This window comes from Bifidobacterium asteroides (genome assembly GCF_003202755.1).
Taxonomy (GTDB): domain Bacteria; phylum Actinomycetota; class Actinomycetes; order Actinomycetales; family Bifidobacteriaceae; genus Bombiscardovia; species Bombiscardovia asteroides_F.
This window is the reverse complement of record NZ_QGLK01000001.1, coordinates 894,415-917,965: the sequence shown is the minus strand read 5'-3', so window position 1 is coordinate 917,965 and position 23,551 is coordinate 894,415. Positions and strand designations below refer to the sequence as shown.

21 protein-coding genes, 2 tRNA genes and 1 pseudogene are annotated in these 23,551 nt (G+C 61.6%); 6 read left to right on the top strand and 18 right to left on the bottom strand.

Translation table 11 applies throughout. The features are described 5' to 3' along the window. Positions 1-41: 41 nt before the first annotated feature. The 5 genes and pseudogenes from DKK74_RS03405 to DKK74_RS03390 all read left to right on the top strand — a co-directional run bounded on the left by DKK74_RS03405 (position 42) and on the right by DKK74_RS03390 (position 4,067). A tRNA-Ala gene (locus DKK74_RS03405) sits at positions 42-114 on the top strand. 373 nt (positions 115-487) lie between these two features. Then, a complete protein-coding gene (locus DKK74_RS03400; RefSeq protein WP_110412860.1) occupies positions 488-1,486 on the top strand; it encodes an ADP-ribosylglycohydrolase family protein in 999 nt (332 codons plus the stop codon). A gap of 155 nt (positions 1,487-1,641) precedes the next feature. Further along, positions 1,642-2,634 (top strand): annotated as a pseudogene (locus DKK74_RS03395) (purine-cytosine permease family protein); the annotation flags it as partial. Between the two features lie 121 nt (positions 2,635-2,755). Further along, on the top strand, positions 2,756-3,106 hold the full coding sequence (locus DKK74_RS08810) for a cytosine permease (protein WP_258334445.1): 351 nt from the start codon (positions 2,756-2,758) through the stop codon (positions 3,104-3,106). After that, on the top strand, positions 3,099-4,067 hold the full coding sequence (locus DKK74_RS03390) for a PfkB family carbohydrate kinase (protein WP_110412737.1): 969 nt from the start codon (positions 3,099-3,101) through the stop codon (positions 4,065-4,067). Before DKK74_RS08810 ends, DKK74_RS03390 begins: the two co-directional genes overlap by 8 nt. A gap of 89 nt (positions 4,068-4,156) precedes the next feature. Here DKK74_RS03390 and DKK74_RS03385 read toward each other — a convergent pair whose 3' ends face one another. The 12 genes from DKK74_RS03385 to DKK74_RS03330 all read right to left on the bottom strand — a co-directional run bounded on the left by DKK74_RS03385 (position 4,157) and on the right by DKK74_RS03330 (position 15,155). Then, positions 4,157-5,242, bottom strand: coding sequence for a glycerol dehydrogenase (locus DKK74_RS03385; protein ID WP_110412736.1), 1,086 nt, complete (start codon positions 5,240-5,242; stop codon positions 4,157-4,159). A 128-nt stretch (positions 5,243-5,370) separates the two neighbouring features. Next, a complete protein-coding gene (locus DKK74_RS03380; RefSeq protein WP_110412735.1) occupies positions 5,371-6,300 on the bottom strand; it encodes a hypothetical protein in 930 nt (309 codons plus the stop codon). A 95-nt stretch (positions 6,301-6,395) separates the two neighbouring features. Beyond that, entirely contained in the window at positions 6,396-7,136 is a 741-nt protein-coding gene (locus tag DKK74_RS03375; protein WP_181414890.1) for a histidine phosphatase family protein, read from the bottom strand. Continuing rightward, positions 7,129-7,605, bottom strand: a complete 477-nt coding sequence (gene rsfS, locus DKK74_RS03370) for a ribosome silencing factor (protein ID WP_110412734.1) — start codon at positions 7,603-7,605, stop codon at positions 7,129-7,131. Before rsfS ends, DKK74_RS03375 begins: the two co-directional genes overlap by 8 nt. A gap of 41 nt (positions 7,606-7,646) precedes the next feature. After that, on the bottom strand, positions 7,647-9,023 hold the full coding sequence (glmU, locus tag DKK74_RS03365) for a bifunctional UDP-N-acetylglucosamine diphosphorylase/glucosamine-1-phosphate N-acetyltransferase GlmU (RefSeq protein WP_258334444.1): 1,377 nt from the start codon (positions 9,021-9,023) through the stop codon (positions 7,647-7,649). Positions 9,024-9,037: 14 nt separating this feature from the next. Continuing rightward, the gene (locus tag DKK74_RS03360; RefSeq protein WP_015021717.1) at positions 9,038-9,835 is read right to left on the bottom strand and encodes an HAD-IIA family hydrolase; all 798 of its coding nucleotides are present in this window, start codon (positions 9,833-9,835) and stop codon (positions 9,038-9,040) included. Between the two features lie 67 nt (positions 9,836-9,902). Continuing rightward, a tRNA-Gln gene (locus tag DKK74_RS03355) sits at positions 9,903-9,973 on the bottom strand. 81 nt (positions 9,974-10,054) lie between these two features. Further along, a complete protein-coding gene (locus tag DKK74_RS03350) occupies positions 10,055-11,071 on the bottom strand; it encodes a ribose-phosphate diphosphokinase (protein WP_110412732.1) in 1,017 nt (338 codons plus the stop codon). Positions 11,072-11,174: 103 nt separating this feature from the next. Next, the gene (gene nadD / locus DKK74_RS03345; protein ID WP_110412731.1) at positions 11,175-11,855 is read right to left on the bottom strand and encodes a nicotinate-nucleotide adenylyltransferase; all 681 of its coding nucleotides are present in this window, start codon (positions 11,853-11,855) and stop codon (positions 11,175-11,177) included. 5 nt (positions 11,856-11,860) lie between these two features. Beyond that, the gene (locus tag DKK74_RS03340) at positions 11,861-12,418 is read right to left on the bottom strand and encodes a phosphoribosylglycinamide synthetase (RefSeq protein WP_110412730.1); all 558 of its coding nucleotides are present in this window, start codon (positions 12,416-12,418) and stop codon (positions 11,861-11,863) included. Next, the gene (locus DKK74_RS03335) at positions 12,415-13,728 is read right to left on the bottom strand and encodes a glutamate-5-semialdehyde dehydrogenase (protein ID WP_375537551.1); all 1,314 of its coding nucleotides are present in this window, start codon (positions 13,726-13,728) and stop codon (positions 12,415-12,417) included. The genes DKK74_RS03340 and DKK74_RS03335 overlap by 4 nt, the downstream gene beginning before the upstream one ends. A gap of 119 nt (positions 13,729-13,847) precedes the next feature. Beyond that, positions 13,848-15,155, bottom strand: a complete 1,308-nt coding sequence (locus DKK74_RS03330; protein ID WP_110412728.1) for a serine hydroxymethyltransferase — start codon at positions 15,153-15,155, stop codon at positions 13,848-13,850. 202 nt (positions 15,156-15,357) lie between these two features. Here DKK74_RS03330 and thrC point away from each other — a divergent pair, with 202 nt between their 5' ends. After that, on the top strand, positions 15,358-16,839 hold the full coding sequence (thrC, locus tag DKK74_RS03325; protein WP_110412858.1) for a threonine synthase: 1,482 nt from the start codon (positions 15,358-15,360) through the stop codon (positions 16,837-16,839). 17 nt (positions 16,840-16,856) lie between these two features. On the opposite strand, the gene DKK74_RS03320 is transcribed toward thrC, so the two are convergent. The 6 genes from DKK74_RS03320 to clpX all read right to left on the bottom strand — a co-directional run bounded on the left by DKK74_RS03320 (position 16,857) and on the right by clpX (position 23,491). Further along, complete coding sequence (locus DKK74_RS03320) at positions 16,857-17,573, bottom strand: ABC-2 transporter permease (protein WP_110412727.1); 717 nt, start codon at positions 17,571-17,573, stop codon at positions 16,857-16,859. Continuing rightward, positions 17,570-18,526, bottom strand: coding sequence for an ABC transporter ATP-binding protein (locus DKK74_RS03315; protein ID WP_375537550.1), 957 nt, complete (start codon positions 18,524-18,526; stop codon positions 17,570-17,572). Before DKK74_RS03315 ends, DKK74_RS03320 begins: the two co-directional genes overlap by 4 nt. A gap of 22 nt (positions 18,527-18,548) precedes the next feature. Further along, the gene (locus tag DKK74_RS03310) at positions 18,549-18,956 is read right to left on the bottom strand and encodes a GntR family transcriptional regulator (protein ID WP_110412725.1); all 408 of its coding nucleotides are present in this window, start codon (positions 18,954-18,956) and stop codon (positions 18,549-18,551) included. 440 nt (positions 18,957-19,396) lie between these two features. Next, entirely contained in the window at positions 19,397-21,169 is a 1,773-nt protein-coding gene (gene recN, locus DKK74_RS03305; protein WP_110412724.1) for a DNA repair protein RecN, read from the bottom strand. After that, positions 21,169-22,107, bottom strand: a complete 939-nt coding sequence (locus DKK74_RS03300; protein WP_110412723.1) for an NAD kinase — start codon at positions 22,105-22,107, stop codon at positions 21,169-21,171. The genes recN and DKK74_RS03300 overlap by 1 nt, the downstream gene beginning before the upstream one ends. Before the next feature lie 70 nt (positions 22,108-22,177). After that, positions 22,178-23,491, bottom strand: a complete 1,314-nt coding sequence (gene clpX / locus DKK74_RS03295; protein ID WP_110412722.1) for an ATP-dependent Clp protease ATP-binding subunit ClpX — start codon at positions 23,489-23,491, stop codon at positions 22,178-22,180. Positions 23,492-23,551: the final 60 nt, after the last annotated feature.

The following is a 23,551-nucleotide window of genomic DNA, read 5'->3' as shown; positions in this document are numbered from 1 at the left end:
CGGTGTACTATAAGCAAGGCTTCACCAAGCAAGGCAAGCACGGGGCTATGGCGCAGCTGGTAGCGCGTCTCCATGGCATGGAGAAGGTCGGGGGTTCGAATCCCCCTAGCTCCACAGACAGAATCCCGAGGTCACCTCGGGATTCTTTTTTATATCTAGTACCTCTGCAACCGCGAGATTCCAGACGAAAACGCAGCGGCAAACTCAGCTGGGCCATCAACGGGCAATCCCATCCGATGGCCGTCCACACTCGATGGAGCCCACATCGCAATCAAGGCTTTGACCCTGGCATGTTTGCATTGTTTTTATCTACCGCTCCACAGAGGCGGACACGTTCAGATTCCTGACTCCATTGCGAATCAAGCCTGCTGCAATGGTTGCGCCGGCACTCTTCCAAGGACCTACAATGATTCTGATTAAAATTTTGCAATCTATCGGCCGACAGATTGGTGGACCCATCGCAACGACTCTGGAGGCCTACACAACAATGACCAGAACTGAAAAGGGCGCACTTGGCGCGCTTACCGGGCTGTCCTTGGGGGACGCGCTGGGCATGCCCACGCAGAGCATGAGTCCAGCAGCCATCCATGAGGCCTACGGCAGAGTCGACACCCTTCGTGATGCCATTGCGGATCAGCCGATAGCTCCCGGTATGCCTGCGGGGGCTGTGACCGATGACACCGAGCAGGCGCTGATCGTGGCGGAACTGATCATCGATGGCAAGGGACACATCGATCCGAAAGAGTTCGCCAAGCGCCTTCTAGCCTGGGAGGACGATATGAAGTCGCGCGGATCGCTGGACTTGCTCGGGCCCTCCACCAAGCTGGCCCTGGAACAGGTTCGCCAGGGCGCAGACATCATGCGCACGGGAAGGACCGGCACCACCAACGGGGCCGCCATGCGAGTCACCCCGGTAGGGATAGCCAACAGGCCCAAGGACACCAGGAGGCTCGCCAATCGCATCTACGAGTCCTGCCAAGTCACCCACGACACGGTCGCAGGCTTCCAAAGCGCCGCGTTGATCGCTACGACAGTCAGTCTGGGACTTGAGGGAATGACCGTTCGCCAGGCGTTGCAGGAGTCCCTGCGCCTGGTGCCCGCCATGGAGACCTCAGGGGCTTGGACCCCCAAGGCATCGGTTCCCGCACGCGCCCGCCAGGCAATACGGCTGTCTGAGGAATTCAGTGATGAGGGCGATTTCGAACGCCACCTGGTTGAAGACTGCGGCACCTCGGTCGAATCCAATGAGTCTGTGGCAGCCGCCTTCGCCCTGGCCTGGAGGTTCGCCGACGATCCCCAATCGGCTCTGTTCGCCGCAGTCAACCTTGGTGGCGATACGGACACCATCGCTGCAATGACCGGCGCAATGACCGGCGCGAGTGCAGGTCCCGAGGCCTTTGACCCCACACTCTGTTCCCGGGTGGCTTCGGTATCTCACCTCGACCTGCAGAAAACCGCCCGTGGCCTGATTGCCCTAAGGCAGTAAAGCGCAAACCGACAAGACTGATTCCGTCAGGAACACAACAATGTAAAATCCAGTCCCCCCCCCCAAGATTGCGGGGACCACACAGACCAGGCCAACTGCCAGAACAGCTGATCCATCGCTACATTCAGTACAACGTGAGTCAAAGGAGACAATCCATGTCAACTGCGCCAAAAGAGGGCACCATCCTCTCCAGGGTGGAGCAAAGGGGCATCGAGCCTGTGCCCGAGGACCAGAGGAACGGATCGCCCGGCCAGCTCTTCTGGGTCTGGTTTGCCGCCAACATCTCGATCCTGGGAATCCCTCTGGGAGCAACACTGATTGCCCAGGGCCTCAACCTCTGGCAGGCCGTGCTCGCCACGACCATCGGGGCCTTCGGATCCTTCGCCCTGGTCGGCATCATCTCCATAGCAGGCAGAAGAGGCGGTGCCCCCACGCTGACCCTGTCCCGGGCCATTTTCGGCGTCAGAGGCAATGCAGGCCCCACCCTGGTGGCCCTGTTGTCCAGACTGGGCTGGGAGACGGTGAACACGATGACCGGCGCCTTTGCGCTGCTCTCCCTGATCGCCATCATCTTCGGCACCCCGGCTGATGCCAAGCGCTCCCCCTTCCTGACCTTCGTCTGCATCGCCGTCTTCGTAGCCCTGACCGTGGTGGTCTCGGCAGCTGGTCACGCCTTCATTCTCACCGTGCAGAAGTGGGCCACCTGGATATTCGGCGCCCTCACCCTCCTGGTGGCCATCTATCTGGCGACGACCGTCGACTGGTCCTCCTTCATCGGCAATGCCCCCGGCTCAGCCAGCGCCTTACTGATCGGTGTCGGCACCATAGCCGCGGGGACGGGCATCGGCTGGGTCAACTCCGGCGCAGACATGGCCCGCTACCAGAAGACCTCGGTGAAACCCGGCTCTCTGGTCCTGACTGCAGCGGCCGGCGCCGGCATTCCACTGGTGGTCGTCATCGGCCTGGGATCGGTCCTGACAGCAGGCAACTCCACCATTGCCTCCGCCGCCGATCCGGTCGCCGCGGTTCGAAGCGCTCTGCCGGCCTGGGTCTCCATCCCCTATCTGATTGCCGCTTTCGCCGGGTTGCTCATGTCAAACAACCTTTCCGTATATTCGACCAGCCTGACCACCATCACCCTGGGCATCAGAATCCCCCGCGTCTATGCGGTAGTCGTCGATGTGGTGGTGACCACCTGCGGAGCCCTCTACTTCACGCTGGGCCGACGGGTTCTACGGCCCCTTCGTCACCTTTATCTCCCTGCTGGCAGTGCCTCTGAGCACCTGGGCAGGCATCTTTCTGTCAGCCATGATCTTCCGGAAGCGCTACGATTCCGACGGCCTTCTGAACCTTCGAGCCGACTCCCCCTACTGGTACTGGCACGGCGTCAACCTCCCAGCCATCATCAGCTGGCTGGTCGGAATAGTCGTCGGCTTCCTGTTCGTGACGGCCCAGGTCTCCAAGGACGAGGTCTGGTTCTCGGGACCGCTGGCCGACAGCTTCCTGGGCAGGAACGGCCTGGCATGGCTGGTTTCCCTCCTGCTGGGAGGAATTCTCTACGCCATTCTGCACGTCCTCTCCAAGGATTCCATGGCGGTGAGGAGCAGTGGCGATGACTGAGCCAAGGATCCTCCATCTCGGTCAGGTGGTGGTTGACCTGAGCATGGACATCGACCACCTACCGGAGCGCGGAGGGGATATTTTCGCCAGGCGAAGCGCCATAAACGTCGGCGGCGGGTACAACGTGATTCGCGCAGCCAGGCAGATGGGGGCGCCGATAGCCTATATGGGAGCGATCGGCACAGGTCCGATGGCGGACATGGCCCGTGGAGCCCTTGCAGCCCTACAGGTTCCCGCCCAAGGGCCTGTGCTGGATGACTGTGATACCGGATACTCGGTAGCCATGATCGAGCCCTCGGGCGAACGCACCTTTGTATCGGCAAGGGGCGCAGAGACCCGTGTACCGGAGGGCACCTACGAAGGCATGGACCTGGTTCCCGGCGATGTCGTCTATCTGAGCGGGTATTCCTTCTGCCACAAGGACAACACCCGGAGCCTAGTCGGATTCGCGCACCTACACCAGGGCGAAGGATTCCCTGTGCTCTTCGACCTGGGACCCATGGTGGCCGATATTGCACTGGATGTGCTTGATGCTGTCAACGGACTGCATCCGATCTGGTCGCTGAATGAACGCGAGGGACCAATCCTGGCGCAACGTCTGGAGTGCCGACCCGAAACCGGCAATGCAACCGAGCTGGAATCCCTCTGCCGCTCGCTCTCGCTGAAACTGGACAGTCCGGTGGTTCTCAGGGCCGGCGCCCGTGGTGCCTGGTACTGCCAACCCAAGGATGCAAGGCAGAGCCAATACATTCCGACCCCGCAGATCCATGCCATAGACACCAACGGTGCCGGCGATGCCCACTCGGGTGTCCTCTGTGCGGGCATCTTCCAGGGCCTGCCCATCGAGGAGGCACTGACACTGGCCAATTGTGCAGGTGCCCTTTCCACCACGCAGCCAGGTCCAGCCACATGCCCAGGCGAGCAAGCCATACGAAAGGCCGCTGCCTCCCTACAGGAGTGACCAATGTAAACCCAAGCAAAATACAAGCGGCCGCCGACTTCATGCCGACGGCTGCTTGGCAACTCACAGAGGGATCAGAACAGGAGAGCTCAGAGCTGCTTGCCCAGCTGATCGGCTGCGCGCAGGGCGTGAGCCACATCGGTGGGAGTCACCTCGAAGGGCATGTTGCCCATGGTCTCGTCGGGACCGCAGGCATGCTCGCCGACCTTGAGCAGATCCTCCTCGCTGGCCTGGCCGATGCCGATCTGCTCCAGGGAGGTGGGCAGACCCACGCTGCGGAAGAAGTCATAGACCCCGCGGGTCTCCTCCAGAGGCCGATCCTCAAGGACCAACTGGGCCAGGGTGCCGAAGGCCACCTTTTCGCCGTGCAGCATGGAGTGGGTGCCCTCCAGGGCGGTCATCCCGTCATGAATGGCGTGGGCTGCAGCCAGGCCAGAGCTCTCGAAGCCCAGACCGCTCAGCAGCGTATTGGCCTCGATGATCTTCTCCAGCGCAGCTGTGCGCACACCGGCCTTGGCAGCGGCCACGGCCTTGACCCCATCCTCCAGCAGGGTATCGCGGCAGAGACGGGCCAAGGCAAAGGCGGCCATGGTGGCGTGGCCTCCGGTCATGGTCACGGCGTTCGACTGCACGCAGGCGGCGGCCTCGTAGTAAGTAGCGAAGGCATCGCCCAGCCCTGATACCAGGAAGCGCACCGGAGCCTTGGCGATGACGTCGGTATCCATCAGGACCACGTTGGGGTTGGCAGGCAGGGGCAGATAACGGTCAAAGACACCCTCAGGCGTATAGAGCACGGACAGCCTTGAGCAAGGCGCATCCGAGGAGGCTGCCGTGGGCACAATCATGACCGGCAGATGGGCGAAGTGAGCCACAGCCTTGGCGGTATCCAAAGTCTTGCCGCCGCCGACGCCGATCACCGCGTCGCTGCCGCCCAAATGGGCACGATGACAGTCGATCTCCTCCATGGAACACTCGCCGCCGAATTTCATCAGTTCGTAGGGGATCCCATCGTGCTCAAAGGAGGCGACAATGTCGTCGTGGTAGAGCCCGTCGATGACCGGATCGACGATCAGATGGGCGCCCTTGGTGCCCAGAGCCGCATATTCTCCGGCCAGCTTTCCCATGGCGCCCTCCTGCTGAACATAGGAGCCTGGAGAGCACAGAACCTTGCGCATATACACACCTTTCTCATTGCTGATCCCGCCTTCAGGACCAGATCCTTAGGGACGGGCCTCTTGGACCGCCCGAAAGTGACCCTAGTCACATTACATGGTGGGATGGGTATGCCGCGCCGACCGACAGGTCAGTTACGAGGAGATGTACTGGTCGTGCTCGTCGGTGACGACTGTGGCGTAGGAGCCGTACTTGAGGGACTTGGCGCGGAGCTGGTCGCGTCGGCAGACGGCGAAGGCGAGCTCGTGGGGTTCCCTCCCTGCTGTTGACTCTGCCCGGATCCCTGTTCGCTGCCTTGGTTCTGATTCGAGCCAGAGGGCTGGTTCTGAGGGGCACTTGGGGTCGTCTGATATTCAGGCTCCTCTGTGCGCCGCGCTGGTTTGGAGGGGGTCTCCTCCTCCCGGCTGGGGGTTACCGTCTGGCTGGTTGGCGGGCTGACCACGTTGCGAACCACCTTGTCGGTGCCTTCGCCCTTGGTCAGGGCATTGATGGCCAGGGCGGACAGCAGTACGGCCACCAGGGCGCTGACCACGGAGACGATGATGACATTGCGGCGACGCTGATCAAGCTTCTTCTTACTGGTTGCCGTCATGGAGGCCGCATGGGTCCGTGGACCATTGCTGGACGAAACGGTCCTGCCGGTCTTGGCTGGCGACTTTTCGTCACCGACAGGGCGCATGACCTGGGTGGACCCATCTACCGGGTCCATGACCTGGGTGGATCCGTCGGCAGTATCGCTGGATTCGTCAGCACGACCCTCACCCTGAGCCGGCAAGGTGGTGGTCTGTCCATCGGCGTCCGAATCGGTATTCGAGTCCGTTTTGGAGTCGTCATCGTCCTGACCAGCACCGCCGACCACGGACTCCTGCAGCTTCTGGCCAGAGGCTTCCAAAACATTCTTGTAGATCTGCGAGGCCACGGCAGAGACGATGGAACCGATGGCCACACCGATGATGGATCCTGCCACGCCGATCTTGGCGGCCAGCCAGAAGGAGGTCATGGCTGCAAGAGCGCCGGCGATGATCTGCGCCCAGGAAATGTCATGAAAGAACTGCTTCACTCCGACCCCTTTTGATCCAACGGCTGGTTGCTGCGCTCTTATGGTAGCTGGTGGTCATGGCGATACTGTGATGGTCGGCCAACCACCCAAGGACCTCAGTCGGTCTGGACCAGCCCCCGGGGATTATCCCAGTCCCCTCGCATGGCGATGGCCGGACCGCGATTGTAGTCGATCATGGACCAGCGCAGACCGCCGTCCGGCAGGTCTCGTGGCATCAATCGGGCCCAGTGGGCGTTCCGCATGGTGACCAGGCCCAGGTATTCGGGATATGCAGTGGCCATGCCCAGCAGGGCCTGAAGAGCCTCGGCGATGAAGGACCCATGGGAGAAGACCATGAGATCCGTGTCCGGGCCGGCCCGATGAATCCATCGGTTCAGGGTTTCCAGGCCCCGGTTGCCCACCTGTGCCTTGGTCTCAGCACCGTGGCGCAGCTCTCCTCCGGTGCCCCGGGACCAGGATTCGTAATCCTCGGGCCAGCGTTGACGGACCTCCTCGGCGCTGGCTCCCTCCCACTCGCCGAAACTGCGTTCACGCAACCCGGGATCAAGATGAACCGTCTGGCCCAAGGGGTCGGCGAAGGCGTGGGCGGTGGCGGCAGCCCGGCCCAGGTCAGAGGAGACCACCAGCAGATGGTGGTCTTGGGGTGCCCCGTCCACATATTCTGCGCGAAGCTCCTCGGCTGTTCTCTCCACCTGCCAGCGGCCAACGCTGTTGAGCGGGATGTCGATCTGACCCTGCATTCGATGGCCTGCATTGTATGATGTCTGCCCATGGCGGACCACGGTCATGGAGCGCACATGCCGCCCATCTTCGGCGGCGGTATCCGAGTCAGTCATGACTTTCCTGAGGGTCAACGAAACGGCTGCGCAGATCATCCCCGTTCAAATCGTCCGCCTTGGAGGCCAACTGGCCATCCGTATCATCATCGGCAAGGGTGAAGGGGTGCTCCAGCTGCACATCCACCTGGGGGCAGTCCTTCCAAAGCCGTTCCAGGTCGTAGTAGGCCCGGGCCTGTTTGTGCATGACGTGGATGACGAAGTCACCGTAGTCCAGCAGAACCCACTGGGCCTCCTGGACACCCTCCCGCGAGCGCGGATCCAGGTTCTTTTGCAGATGGAGCTGCTTCTCCACCTCCTCGGCGATGGCCAGGACCTGACGTTCGTTGCTGCCAGTGGCTACCATGAAGATGTCGGTGATGGCAATGGGCTGGGAGACATCAAAAGCCACGATATCCATGGCCTTGACATCGTTGGCGGCCCGAGCGGCCACCCGGACCGCGTCGATGGATTCCTGCAATGCTGGCACTTGTCACGCCTTTCCTTGTTGTGAAGCAGATGCTTTCAAGGTTACCGCTCCCAGGCGGGCTTCCAGTCCGGAACCTGGTGCTGATCATTGGTGGAATAGACCATGGCCCCGTCCTCGACCGGATGGCGGATGACCGATCCGGCTCCGGTAGTGACCCCGTTGCCCACCTGGACGGGTGCTACAAAGAGGTTCCCTGCGCCCACATGCACTTCCGAGCCGATCACGGTGCGGTTCTTGTGCACGCCGTCGTAGTTGGCCGTGATGGACCCGCCTCCCACGTTGCTGTCGTGGCCTATATGGGCATCCCCTACATAGGAAAGGTGGGGCACCTTGGTCCCATGATCGATGGTGGCCTTCTTCATCTCCACGAAGGCCCCGGCCTTGGTGTCCTCGGCAAGGACGTTGCCAGCACGCAGATAGGTCCAAGGACCGATGTTGGCCCTGGCTCCGATGCGAGTCTCCTGCACGCGGGAACGCTCCACCTTGGCCTGCGGCTCGACGATGGCGTCAATCAAGGTGGTATAGGGGCCGATGACCGAATCCGAGGCGATCTCGGTATGACCCTGCAGGAAGCATCCGGGCAGGATGACGGCATCCTGCTGGATGACCACATCGTCCTCGATCCAGGTGGTGGCCGGGTCCAGGATGGTCACGCCCTGGCGCATGAATTCCTGGCAGACCCGCAGGTTGTGGGCCTTGGCCAGATCAGCCAACTGGATCCTGTCGTTGACGCCTTCGACCTTGAGCGGATCAGGGGCAGCGAAGGCCCCGACCCTGCCCAGGCGACGGGCCGTCTCCAAGGCATCGGTCAAATAGAACTCACCCTGGGCGTTGCTGTCGTCCAGACCGCGGACCGCCTGTCGGAGCAGATCCGCCTCGAAGACGTAAACGGAGGTGTTGACCTCCTTGACGGCCAGCTCGGTACCGGTGGCGTCCCGCTGTTCGACGATGCGCAAGACCCGTCCATCCTGGTCACGGATGATGCGGCCGTATCCGGTGGGGTCGTCCAGGTTGACCGTCAGCACCGTAGCCCCGTCGCCGGAGCTGACATGGTAGTCGAGCAGGCTATGCAGTGTGCCCGCATCCAGCAGGGGCATGTCCGAGGCGACGATCAGCACCTGGCCGTCGTGCCTGAGCTCCCCATCGAGCTGGTCCACGGCGCATTGGACCGCGCGTCCCGTACCCGGTCGGCTGTCCTGACGCACGATGCGCACCTGAGGATCGTAAGAGCGTGCAGCCTGCGCCACCAGGTCAGCCTGATGATGAACCACCACGGCCGTCAGCTCGGGATTGAGGGCGGTCACCGAAGTCATGACCCTTTGCAGGAAGGTCTTGCCGGCAAGGGTGTGCAGAACCTTGGGGTGGGAAGAGCGCATGCGGGTACCCTCGCCTGCGGCCAGAATGATGCCAGCGGTCAGCGTCTGCCCCCCGCTCAAAACTCCACCACCCCGCTCTCGGCGATGTCGATCAGATCCTGAATGGAGTCCACCACCTGGTCAGGGCGGTAGGGGAAGGTTTCCACCTCGGATCGTGTAGTGATACCGGTCAGCACTAGGAAGGTGTTCAGGCCAGCTTCGACTCCGGCCACCACATCAGTATCCATACGGTCGCCAATCATGGCCGTGGTCTCGGAGTGGCCGCCCACCCTGTTAAGAGCCGTGCGGAACATAATAGGATTGGGCTTGCCTACAAAGTAGGGCTCCCGGTTAGTGGCCTTGGTCACCAGAGCTGCGACGGCTCCCGCCGCAGGCAGGACGCCGTTCTCGCTGGGGCCTGTGGCATCCGGGTTAGTGCAGATAAAACGGGCCCCACCCAGAATCAAACGGATGGCTGTGGTGATGGACTCGAAGGAGTAGGTCCTGGTCTCGCCCAGAATCACATAGTCCGGGTTGATGTCGGAAAGAATGAACCCGGCCTCGTGCAGGGCCGTGGTCAGCCCGGCCTCGCCAATTACGTAGGCCGATCCCCGCGGCATAGTCCGGGATACGAAGTCTGCGGTAGCCAGCGCAGAGGTCCAGATCCGATCCTCGGGCACGTCGATGCCCGAACGACCAAGACGTGCCGAAAGGTCACGAGGGGTGTAGATGGGATTGTTGGTCAGCACCAGATACTGGCGGTTGTTGCGCTTGAGGGTGTCGATGAATTCGGCAGCGCCAGGCAGGGCGGTGTTCTCATGCACCAGCACGCCGTCCATGTCAGTGAGCCAGGTTTCGATCTTCTTGACTGCCAAGACAGTTCCTTTCGGTTGGTCACCGACCCCAAGGAGGCCGTCTCCGACCGGAATCGGCGAGCGTAAGCTCCCCCACCTGGATTCGAACCAAGACTAAGGGTTCCAAAGACCCGTGTGCTGCCTTTACACCATGGGGGAAAGGCGGAACCTCACGGCCCCGCCAAATTTATTATGCCACAGACGGACGATTACGCCACGCCATGCCGGGCAGGCAAGGCTTTAAGCAAAGAGGAAGCCCTGACCATGATGGGCTGGATAGGTGTCGAAGAGCCGGGCCACCGAGCCGTCCTCGAAGACCGCCTTGATAGCCGAGGCCAGCAGGGGCGCGATGGACAGGACGGTCAGCCCATCCCAGCGCTTATCCTGGGGAATGGGAACCGTATCGGTCAGAATGACCTCCTTGGCCTTGCAGGACTTGAGCCGCTCCACGGCGGGTCCGGACATGACGCCATGGGTGGCCACAATGGTGATGGAGTTGGCGCCAGCCTCATCCAGGACGTTGCAGGCTTCGGCGATGGTGCCGCCGGTGTCGATCAGATCGTCTACCAGCACGCAGTCCAGGCCGCGCACGTCGCCCACCACCCGATGGGCCACAGCCTTGTTGGGCTGAGTGATGTCGCGGGTCTTGTGGATGAAGGCCAGGGGCACGCCTCCCAGACGCTGGGCCCACTGCTCAGCCACCCGGATGCGGCCCGCATCGGGAGAGACCACGGCCACCTTGGACAGGTCCATCCGGTCGCGCACATAGTCCACCAGCACAGGCATGGCGATCAGGTGGTCCACAGGCCCGTCGAAGAAGCCCTGAGACTGGGCTGCGTGCAGGTCGACCGACATGATTCGGTCTGCACCGGCCGCCTTGAGCAGGTCGAACATGAGTCGGCAGGAGATGGGCTCGCGCCCCAGATGCTTCTTGTCTTGACGGGAGTAACCCAGGAGTGGGCAAACAGCGGTGATGGATCGTGCCGAGGCCCTCTTGAGGGCATCAATCATGATCAGCTGCTCCATGATGGACTTGTTGACCGGGTCGGAATGGGTCTGTAAAACGAAGACATCGGCTCCACGCACCGACTCCGTATAACGCACATACATCTCGCCGTTGGCAAAGTCGTAGGCTGTCGTCTCCAGGACGTCGATGCCGAGTTGATCGGCCACGTCCGCCGCGAGTCTGGGATGGGTCCGGCCTGTGACAAGTATGAGATTTTTTCCTGGTCTGCCTTTGAGTATCGCGCTCACCATATCTCCAAACGTTGTTTTCGCTGAAGCGGACAGCCTCCATAATAATGGCGCGCGCTGACACAGCCGGACAGTCCGTGTTGGCGAGTCCGAGGGTATGCGAAGCTCAGGAAGCCGAGCGATAGAGCCCGTGCTTGTTGATGTACTGCACCACCCCGTCCGGGACCAGGTACCAGACCGGCATGCCCCGGGCCGAACGACGCCGCACGTCCGTGGACGAGATGGACAGGGCCGGAATCTCCAGGGTATCCACCCGCTGGGCAGGCACCTGAAGGTCGTCCAGGCTGGAGGAGTAGCCGGGTCGGGAGACGGCCACGAACTTGGCCAGATCCCACATCCGGTTGGCATCCTTCCAGCGCATGATCTCGGCCACAGCGTCCGCCCCAGTGATGAAGAAGAGGTCGCTGTCGGGGCGCATCCGCTTGATGTCGCGCAGGGTGTCCACCGTATAGGTGATGCCAGGACGCTCGATGTCCACCCGGGAGACCGTGAACTTGGGGTTGGAGGCCGTGGCGATCACGGTCATCAGATAGCGGTCCTCGGCATTGGTCACCGTCTTGTTCAGTTTGAAGGCCGGGCGGCCGGTGGGCACAAAGATGACCTCATCCAGGTCGTAGACCCAGGCCACCTCCGAGGCAGCCACCAAGTGGCCATTGTGAATGGGGTCGAAGGTGCCGCCCATGATCCCCACCCGGGGTCGGCGGTTATGGTGGGCAGGCCTACAGGACCCGTCAATATCCGATGGCTCCTGTCCGGTTTCTCCCTCCTTGGACAGTTCAGACATCATCCGGTTCACGCCTGCTCGCCCTCCCGTCTGGCTTCCGAGGCGTTCTCCTCGTTCTCGGACTCGGCCTCCTGGCGCATCTGCTCGGCGCTGGGGTTGACCCGGTCAGGATCGATACGCTCCATGTCGGCATTCCACTCCTCCTGGACCACGCGGCGGATCTCGGAGTAGGTGGGCAGGGGGAAGCCTGGCTGGTATGCCCGACGGACCTGGGCCACGCATCCGGTGATGGCTACCAATGAATCGGACAGGTCGGCGATGCGACCCTCCTGCTCCTGTTTGCGGAAGACCGGCACCCGCTCCTCCATGACGGTGATGTCGTGCCTGACGTGGTTGAGTTGGTCCTGATCCAAGTCACGCACATCATCGGCATGTTCGTCAGGCCAACCAATCAGGACTGCATCGGCGTACTCCAGGCAGGAGCGCTGCCCCGCGTCCGGGATGCCGTCCTCGATTTGGACCAGAAAGACGTACCGCAGCAGGCTCAACCGCTCTGAAGCCACCCTCAGCCAGATGCGCGGATTGTCGTGCTCGCGCTGAAAGAGCTCTTCGATCTTCTCGTTCACGGCCGCACCTGCCCCCTGCCGTAGCCGATCCATTTGGTGGTGGTCAGCTCCTGCAGACCCATGGGACCTCGGGCATGCAGCTTCTGGGTAGAGATGCCCAGCTCGGCACCCATGCCGAACATGCCGCCATCGGTGAATCTGGTTGAGGCATTGACCATGATCACGGCCGAATCCACCCGACGGGAGAACTCTTCAACAGCCTCGTAGTCCCGGGCCAGGATGGCCTCGGTATGGCCGGTGGAATGACGGTTGATGTGCTCGATGGCCTGGTCCAGGGAATCTACCACGCGCACCCCCATCTTCAAATCCAGATACTCTCGATCCCAGTCATTCTCTTCTGCGCGGACCAGCAGTTCTTCAGGCAGACCATGCCCGGCAAGGATGTCCATGGAAACTGCATCCAGGTGCAGCTCGACCTGGGCCCGGGTCAACGCTTGCGCCACACGTGGCAGGAATTCGGCGGCCACATCCCGGTGGACGACCAGCTTTTCAGCGGCGTTGCAGACGCCCACCCGCTGGGTCTTGGCGTTGACGATGATGGGAATGGCCTGATCCATGTTCACCGAGCGATCCACGTAAATATGGACATTGCCAGCCCCGGTCTCGATGGTGGGCACGGTGGCCTGCTCAATCACGCTGCGGATCAGCCCTCGGCCACCCCTGGGCACCAGCAGATCGATATGACCGCGCGCCTTCATCAGCGCCTGGGCCCCTTCGCGACCGTATCGGTCCACGGAAGCCACCAGAGCCGGATCCAGCCCCTGTTCACGGAGCACCCCGCACATAAGTTCCACCAGGGCGCGATTAGTGCGCTCGGACGCGTGGCCCCCTCGCAGGAGAGCCGCGTTGCCGGACTTAAGGCAGAGGGCCACCACATCTATGGTGACATTGGGCCGGGCCTCGTAAATCATGGCCACTACGCCCAGAGGAACCCGCACCTGATTGAGCCGCATGCCGTTGGACATGTCATGGCCGCGAACCACCTCGCCCAGGGGATCGGTCAGCCCGGCCACCATGCGCACGCCCCGGGCGGCATCCGCGATACGAACCTTGTCCAAGCGCAGACGGTCGATCAGACCGGCGCTCATTCCTTCTTCAAAAGCTTGGGTGCAGTCCTGCTCATTGACCGCGGCAATCTGATCGGCCTGGTCGATCAGTGCCTCGGCTAGGGCCAGCAAGAGAGCGTTCCTGGCCTGGCCGGTCATGCCTGCCAGACCTGCTTGTGCAGCAGCCGCTGCATCGGCCATGGCACAGACCCGATCAAACACATCCTGACGAATGGAGTTCTCGTTTTCAGTCATGTTCGTCAGATCCTTTCGCCCTCGCGGGTCAGCCAGACCCATATTCTGTACCGATTGTAACCCTCAATGAGGGCAATGACGACAGGAGGAGGGAGGGCATTGCTGCACCTCCCTCCTCCAAGGGCCAATCAGTGGGTCTGGTCCAGCTCAGGATAGAGCGGGAAGGCCTCAACCAGCCGGTCCACCCGAGCCTTGAGAGCATCCAGATCCACCTGGGGGCCCTGGGCCAGCGCAGTGCCGATCACGTCGGCCACCTCCTCGTACTGAGCAGGGCCGAATCCGCGAGTAGCCAAGGCGGAGGTTCCGATGCGCAGACCGGAGGCCACAGAGGCCGGTCGAGGATCGAAAGGCACTGTATTGCGGTTGACAGTGATGCCGATCTTGGCCAACAGGTCCTCCCCCTGGCGGCCGTCCATCTCGCTGTTGCGCAGATCCACCATGACCAGGTGGACATCCGTACCTCCAGTGAGCACGGTGATGCCGTTGTCGGCCACATCCTTGGCCATCAGGCGTTCAGCCAAGATCTTCGCACCCTCCAGGGTGCGCTCCATGCGTTCCTTGAATTCAGGCGTTCCCGCCAGCTTGAAGGCCACAGCCTTGGCAGCGATCACATGCATAAGCGGGCCGCCCTGGTTGCCGGGGAAGACCGAGGAGTTGAGCTTCTTGGCATATTCCTGACGGGCCAGGATGAAGCCGGACCGAGGTCCGCCCAGGGTCTTGTGGGCCGTGGAGGAGACCACATCGGCATAGGGCACCGGGCTGGGATGCAGACCGGCTGCGACCATACCAGCGAAGTGGGCCATATCCACCCAGAACTTGGCTCCCACCTCGTCGGCGATCTCCTTCATGGCTGCAAAGTCCTCAATGCGCGGATAGGCGCTCCATCCGCCGATAATCAGGGCTGGATGGGTTTCCAGGGCCCGCTGGCGGATGATCTCGGGCTCGATGCGGAAGGTCTTCGGATCGACCCCGTAGGATTCGGCATGGTAAAAACGTCCGGAGAAGTTGATCTTCATACCGTGGGTCAGATGGCCACCATGATCCAGGGCCAGGCCCAGCACGGTGTCGCCAGGCTTGATCAGGGCCTGATAGACGGCGGCGTTGGCCTGTGCGCCCGAATGAGGCTGGACATTGGCGTACTCGGCACCGAACAGAGCCTTAGCGCGGTCCCGGGCCAGGTTCTCGACCTGGTCCACCCACTCGCAACCACCGTAGTAGCGTCTACCAGGATAGCCCTCGGCATACTTGTTGGTCAGTACGGATCCCTGAGCCTGCAAGACGGCCTTGGGCACGAAGTTCTCTGAGGCGATCATCTCCAGACCACCGCGTTGGCGCTCCAACTCTCCATCCAGCAGTGCAGCGATCTCCGGATCCACCTGCGAGATCGAAGAGTTCAGGACATCGTAGGATTGCTGTACCGGGTTCTCTTCGACCATGGGTCACTCCTTTGTCTATAAGGTCCAGCCACGGATACAGGGCTGGTGGGCAATACTGTACGCCATGCCAACCCCTGGCAGGCCGTGGCGTCCATAGACGGTTTCCTCCGCGAGCCGAGCAAGGCCATGGTTCGGACTCCTGTACGGGGTAGAATGCCCTGGTAATGATCTGTTCGGCGACATGGCGGAGGGGCAGGCAACCATGAGCACATACCACAGCACCCGAGGCGGCAAGGAGCAACTGCAGTCCAAGCAGGCTATCAGACGAGGCCTGGCTCCTGACGGCGGACTCTACGTCAACGATGAACTGGACGCTCTAACCATCGACCCCGCCTCGGTCGCCGGTTTGGACTACAAGGGCACAGCCAAACTGATCCTTTCGGGACTGCTGAGCGATTACTCTTCCGCTCAGCTGGACTCCTGCCTGGATGCAGCATATGGAAAACAGTGGTCCGATACGGCAATCACCCCTCTGGTGGACCTGGGCGGTAACGACTTCGTACTTGAGCTCTTCCGCGGGCCCACTTCGGCCTTCAAGGACGTGGCCCTGCAGCTTTTGCCAAGACTGATGGCGCTGGCCGGAGACGATGATGAGCGAATCATGGTGCTTACAGCCACCTCCGGAGACACAGGCAAGGCGGCGCTGGCCGGATTCGCGGACGCGCCGGGCACGGGTATCACCGTCTTCTACCCTCAGGGCAAGGTCAGTCAGATCCAACGCCTGCAGATGGTCACCCAGGAGGGCAGCAACCTGCGGGTTTGCGCGGTTCGTGGCAATTTCGACGATGCCCAGTCCGCAGTCAAGTCCATCTTCGCCGACACTGATCTGGCTCGTGAACTGAGCGAGAAGGCCTCGACCGTCCTCTCATCGGCCAACTCCATCAATGTGGGCCGTCTGGCCCCGCAGGTCGTCTACTACTTCCGGGCCTATGGCTCCCTGATGGAACGGGGAGTGATCAGACCTGGGGATCCTGTCGAGTTCTGCGTGCCCACCGGCAACTTCGGCGATGTGCTGGCCGGATACTACGCCAAGATGATGGGCCTTCCGGTGGCCCGGCTGACCGTGGCCTCGGACCGGAACCGGGTTCTCAACGACTTCCTGACCACAGGCGTCTATGACCGCAATCGCCCCTTCTACACCACCACCTCCCCCAGCATGGACATTCTGATCTCCTCCAACCTGGAGCGGATGCTCTACTACATGGCCGACGGCGACACTGAACTGATCGCCTCGCTTATGGCCGATTTGGAGTCCAAGGGACGCTACCAGGTGCCTGAGGCCCTGATGACCAGAATCCGCGGGCTCTTCTCCTGCGGCTGGGCCGACGAGGACCAGGTGGCCTCAGCCATCAGCGACTGCTGGGAGGACCGTGGATACCTGATCGATCCGCACACGGCCTGTGGCTACCAGGTCATGACCGGGCAGACCGACAGGGATCCTGCCGTGCCCCGGGTGCTGCTGTCCACGGCCAGCCCCTACAAGTTCCCCCGGGTGGTCTGCCAATCCCTGGGCCTGGAGACCCCGGACAGCGACTTCGACTGCATGGACATCCTGGCCGAGTCCACCAACACCAGGCCCCCCAAGGCTCTGCGCACCCTGGAAAACGCGCCTGTGCGCTTCCAGGACTGCATCGATCCCGGAGACATGTCCGACTACGTCCGCCACGCGGTCATGCAGTCCTGAAGCCTGAGCGAATCGGCTCAGATCTCCTTCCTGGCATAGACCTTGCGAGATATGGCTATCGAAACCATATCAGCCGCCAGAATCACCGCCAGCCCGAGGAGCACCGGCCGCCACAGGTCGGATGTCAAAAATCGCATGATTGAATTCCAGACGGCCCCCCAGTCAAAGGGCAGCCAACTGCCGACAAGGGCCGTTATTGGTACCAAACCAAGAAGCGCCAGAAAAGCTATCATAGCTTTGGCCATTTCCAGCCAATAAAACAGGGGCGCAGCTACTGCAAAGAGCAAAGACTCAGACATGAACAACCCCAGAGTAAACAGGACGGTAGCACGCCAATGGTCCTGACCCTGCAAAAACGCATCAGCAACGCAGAAATAGAATATTGCATAGCCGCAAGACTGAACCAGGACCAGCAGACTTACAGCAGCATAGCGTCCGAATACCTGGTGATCACGTGTTATGGACAGCAGACCGTTCAACCGAATTGCCGCATTGTTGAAATCGACAAACAAACCAGATATCAGGCCTATAATCAGTCCGATTCCCGTGCCGGCCACTGCTCCCGTCAACGCAGTCCGTGCATCATCCCCATCATTGCCTGTCAGGGCCATGACCAGGTTCAGCAGGATTCCGATGACGGGCGCGGACAGGAAAATCAGCACACCAATCCAAGTTCTCCCTGCTCCTGAGAAACGTTGCATGTCCAACTTGATCTGCTTGGCTATCGCCTTCATGACTCCACCTCCTTATTCTTGTCGGCCGCAGCAGGTGAGCCTGCGGTCAGTCTGATGATGTTGTCAAAGTCGGCCCGCTCCACCAGGTAGCGGTCCTCTGAGGGCTCCATGGCGGCAGGGGAAGCCGATGCCAGAAAATCTTTCAAGCGTTCAGCGGGCACCAGAGCCTCGAAACCTGTGGCGGAGCGCTGCAAGCCCATCAGATAGGGTATCTGCGCTCTAGCCAGATCGTCCGGCCCCCCTCTTACAACCTGGAAAGCCTCCATCAACTCGTCCTTGGGGCCGGTGTAGAAGACAGACCCCCGATTGATGTAGGTAACGAAGTCAGCCACCCGTTCGAGATCTTCGGTGATGTGCGTGGAGAAAAGCACCGAGTGACGACCATCGCCGATGTAGTCCAGGAGAATATCCATGAGCTCGTCCCTGGCCAGGACATCCAGACCACTGGTGGGCTCATCCAGAATCAAGAGCCTTGCGTCGTGGCTGAGCGCGACGGCCAGCATCAGTTTCATCTGCATTCCACGGGAGAGCTTGCCGATTTTGCGGTTTTCTTGCAGACCGAACCGACGCAGATAGTCCTGATAGCGATCACTGTTCCAAGAGGGATACATGGGTGCCATCACTGGCTCGACGGCCTTGACCTTCCATGTCTCCAGGAAATAAATGGAATCGAAGACCACGCCCAGGTCTGCTTTGACCTCCTCCTCCTGGCTCAAGGGATCGCGGCCCAGAATGCTGATTGCTCCGCTGTCTCGGTGGGTCATATTGAGCAAGAGCCGGATCAGGGTGGATTTGCCTGCGCCGTTGGGGCCTATCAATCCCATGATGTAGCCCATGGGCAGGTCCATGGTGACCTGGTGCAGGCGGAAACCCGTGCCGTCGGCCTTGGCGTAGCTTTTCCCCAGGTCACTGACGCGCAGGGCATAGTCGACATCTTCGCCAGAGGTTGTCATCGCCGGTGATGCGCACATGCTGCTATTCCTTTCCTTCTTCGGACGCGGGTGCAGAACCCTTGTCGCCCAGCAGGCCGTCGAGCAGGCCGCGAATACGGTCCGGCTCCATGCCGGCCCGACGAGCCGTATCGACCGCCTCGCCCAGCAGGGACTGCACGCGGTCCTCCATATGCCGCCGCATGACCTGGTCGCCACTGTCAGCCACGAAGGTCCCCTTGCCTTGGATGTTCTCCACCAAGCCCTCTTGAGCGAGTTCGGTATAGGCGCGGGTCACGGTCAGCACGGACACCCTGAGCTCCTGCGAGAGATGTCGCAGGGAAGGCAGTCCCTCCCCCGCTTGCAGGTCTCCGGTCAGGATGGCCGAACGTATCTGGTCCTCGATCTGCCGATAAATCGGCTGCCCGGACAGGGATGAGATGATCAGCTTCATCCAAGCCCCTTTCATTGATTGTCGGCACGACCCTGGCTGAGCTGTGCCGGTGTTCATGTATACACTATAACAGTTTCACCATGAAGACAACTCGCCATTGATCTTCTGTCTGCGCGATTCAAGAATCGACAGAAACGGTGCTGCAGTGCTGAAATCCCGGCCGATCACGACTTCGGAGAAAATCCATTTGGAACAGATCATCGCCGCATTGCTCATGTCCAGGGCGGGTACGGGGTCATCAACGAAAATCCGGCACCTTCATTGCCACAGGCTCATTGACAGCCGATTGCCTACAGTCAAAGCATCAGAATGAAAAGCAACGGAATGACGAATGTCGAGCATGCATCGCACGGCCACAAAAGGCGGCAAAGCCGCCAAAGCTTGTCAAATTCGCTGAATTGTCGGACTTAGGTACAGCAAAGAGCAGACGACAACCAGACTTATCTGGTCTGGAGTCTGCTTGATGCCAGAAGCTCTCGGGCGTGCTTCAGGGAGGTTGCAGATTCGCTGCCGGCCAGCATCCGTGCGATCTCCCGCTCCCTGTCCTCGCCTTCTACCTGACGGACCAGAGTCTCTACGGCATCGCCGCCTTCGCGCCCTTTGGCCACGACGAACTGCCGATCGGCCCAGGAAGCCACCTGCGGCAGGTGGGTGACCACAATCACCTGGGCGGTGACGGCCAGCCAGGCCAGACGGCGACCAAGCTCTACAGCAGCCCGTCCGCCTACACCAGCATCCACCTCGTCAAAGATGAAAGTCATCGTCGGGTCGCCAACCTGAGAATCAAGGCCAATATGCCCAGCATCAGCTCCGTCAGATCCCGATGATGTCCGGGCTTCCGCGGCCACCAGCTCCAGGGCCAGCATGAGCCGGCTGAGTTCGCCGCCCGAGGCGCTCTTGCCCATGGGCAGAAGATCCGAACCTGGATATGGTCTGAAGAGGAAGTCGATCTGGTCCAGACCATGCCCGTCCATGTCCTGGTCCTGACGCGGCCTGACGCGAATCTCAAGCCCGGCACCCGCCATGGCCAGGGAGTGCAATTCGCTATCGACAAGATCGCTCAGCCTTCGTGCAGCCTTGGCCCGTGACGCAGACAAATTCCGTGCCGACTTCAAGGCGCTTCCGCGAAGCTGCTCAACCTGACCTTGAAGCTCCTCCAATTTCTCGGGTGAGGCATCCATGTCCTCAAGTTCAAATGCAGCCTTCTTGCGCCAGGCCAGAACATCGTCGATGTCTGGTCCCCAGCGTCGGGTCAGCTCATCCAGATCGTGGATGCGGGCGTTGATCTTGTCCAGATCGCCCTCCTGGCCTTCGTCATCCAACTGGCCGCTCAGGGTGAAGACCAAGTCAGACAGATCAGCATTCAGCGACCGCAACCGCTGGGCCGACTCCTGAAAGATCCCCTCCACACCGATGCCCTCCAGGGCGACAATAGCTCGTTCCACCAGGGCCGTAGCTGAAGGTGCGTCGGCATCCGGGTCGATCTGGCCGGAGTCCAAGGCGGACAGCGCGGACATGACTCCCTGACTGATCTGGGCAGCATGCTCGATCCTGTCCCGCTGAGCCTGCAGTTCGCGATCCTCGCCGGGATGGGGGTCAACACGGTCAATCCGGGCAATGGATTCACGGAGATAATCAGCCTGGGCCATAGCGCCGGACTGCTGGTTGCGCAGCTCCTCCAGATGGTCCTGGGCCTGTCGGTACTGTCTGAAGGCCTTGGAAAAAGCCTCCAGCTGCGGGCCGTGACCGGCATAGGCATCCAAAAATTCGCGCTGCCGGGCCGGACTGGCCATACGCATCTGATCCGCCTGGCCATGAACAGTGACCAGCATCCCAGCCACCTCCTCCAGCAGACCACGAGGTGCCGTCCTGCCGTTCAGAGCGGCACGGGAACGACCCTTGACCGGCATGGTTCGGGCCAGGAAGATCTGCCCCTCATCCTCCAAGGGCAGGCCAGCCTCGGCTATGGCAGCGGTCACTGGACTCTCAACACCTGCGGCTCCGGCATCGAAAATCCCCTGCACCCAGGACTCGCGTGCCCCAGGCGACACCAGTTGTGGTCGGGCAGTGGACCCCGAGATCAGTCTGATGGCGTTGAGCAGCATGGACTTGCCAGCCCCGGTCTCCCCGGTGATGGCCGTCATGCCAGCAGCTGGGCGCAGCAGGGCATGATGGATGGGACCCAGGTCTCGTACTTCCAGCTCTTCCAGCATCAGTGCTCCTTGTCCGACTCCGGCGGCTCCCCCTGGTCCTGCCCGTTCGCAGCCGCCGAGGGGCGATGCTGCTCCCTCCAGCCGACCACTGGCAGGTCGAACTTGGAGACCAGCCGTCTGGTGAAGGGCACCCCAGACAGCCTGGCCAGCCTCAGGATGTCGTGGGACTGTCGCACCACAATGCGGGACCGCTTGGGCACTGGCCGCTGACGGCGCCCGTCATTGCAAATCCAACCAGCCGACTGGGAATCACCCAGAATGTCAAGGGTGAACTGCGACTTTGGACCGATGATCAGGGATCGGGCGAAGAGTGCATGGGCGGCTATGGGCACCATCTGTAGCGACTGTGCATCCGGCCAGACGATGGGCCCGCCCACCGAAAAGGCATAGGCCGTCGATCCGGTCGGGGTGGCCACAATCATGCCGTCGCAGCCAAAGGAGCTCATCTCCACATCGTCCACTCGGACCGATACCTCGATCATCTTGCCCCGATCATATCGTTCCAGGGTCATGTCATTAAGGGCCCAGTCGCTCAGTGGTCGATCGGCTCCGGGTATCCACAGGTCCACATGGGCCACCATGCGCTCGTCGATGGAGTAGTCATGATCGGCCACCCGACGGATGGCCTCCCCTATCTGGAAGCTCTCGAACTCGGCCAGGAACCCCACGTGACCCAGATTGACCCCCAGGATGGGCACCTGGGTGCCCTTGACCAGCTCTGCAGCCCGCAGAATGGTCCCGTCGCCGCCCAGGACGATGACGATCTCGGTGTCGTCGGCCACCTTCTGGCTGGGGCTGCCGAATTCCGGGGCGGCAATGTTGTCGACAATCGAGACGCTAAATCCGTCCCGGCGTAGCTGCTCCTCGACCTCATCCACCAGGTGGCCGCTTGCCCGGACCCGACTGTGCGTGACCACGACAGCGCTACGAGCACCCATGGAGCCTCCCTTCCGGCAACAATGATCATCCTATCGGGCCCGGCCAACAGCGGTGCTCATCGTGGCGGGGTCAGGCCAAACGACGACCAGCGGCTGCGGCCATGCCCTGCCCGGTCTCATAGCGAGGTGATCCGGTCCCGTCCACAGCATCGGCATCCACCACGACACGGGAGACATCAGTCCTGTCCGGCAACTCGAACATGGTCGCCTCAAGAGTGTGCTCGATGATCCCCCGCAACCCCCGGGCGCCCACCTTGCGCTCCAGGGCGATGGCGGCAACCCGATCCAAGGCGGCATCGGTGAAGACCAGATCAGCCCCGTCATCCAGGAACATGCGCCGGTACTGGTCGACCAGGGCATTGTCCGGTTCGGTCAGCACCCGCCGAAGCTCATCGGCGCCCAGTGGCTCAAGCGTGGAGATTACCGGCAACCGCCCCACGAACTCGGGAAGCAGGCCAAACTGTTCCAGGTCCTCAGCCCTGACCTGACTCATGACCCGGTCGTCGGGCACCCTATCGCTCCCCTGGGTAGCCGAGAATCCGCTCTCTCGCAGCCCCAGCCGTCGGCGGACGATCTCCTCAAGACCGACGAAGGCGCCGCCGCAGATGAAGAGGATGTTGGCCGTGTCCATGACGACCGTGCGGACATCGCCGTGCCGACGCGAACCCTGTACCGGCACGCGGGCCTGGGTGCCCTCGATGATCTTGAGCAGGGCCTGCTGGACCCCCTCGCCTGACACGTCCCGGGTGATGGAGGTGTTCTCCCCGGATTTCCTGGCGATCTTGTCGATCTCGTCGATGTAGATGATCCCGCGCTGGGCCAGGTCCATGTTGCCGTCGGCAGCCTGGAGCAGCCCCTGGAGGACGGATTCCACGTCCTCGCCCACATACCCAGCCTCGGTCAGGCTGGTGGCATCCACAATGACGAAGGGGACGTTCATGATGGTGGCCAAGGTTCGCGCCAGGTAGGTCTTGCCCACGCCGGTGGGGCCCATGAGCAGGATGTTGGACTTGTCCACCTGGACGCGTAGTGCTGCGCCCTTTCGATCAAACGCGGTGTCAGCAACACGGCCACGGTCGCCCAGGTCCATATTGACGCGCTTGTAGTGGTTGTAAACAGCAACGGACAGGGTGCGCTTGGCGGCCTCCTGGCCTATGACATACCGGTTCAGATAGGCGAATATCTTTGAAGGTGCAGGCAGGGTCACCCGCTGGTCGGCGGCATCCTTGGCCATGTCCTCCTGAATGATCTGGGCGCATAGACGTATGCATTCGTCGCAGATGGCACAGGAAGGACCCTTGACCAGGCGGCGCACCTGGTGCTCATCCTTGCCGCAGAACTCGCAGCGATTCAGTCCGTCATTGTAGCTGACCACACGGCCCATGGCTCTCCCTTCCCGGAGAATCCGCAAGGATCGGCGAAATCAAATTTGACTGGCATCTTC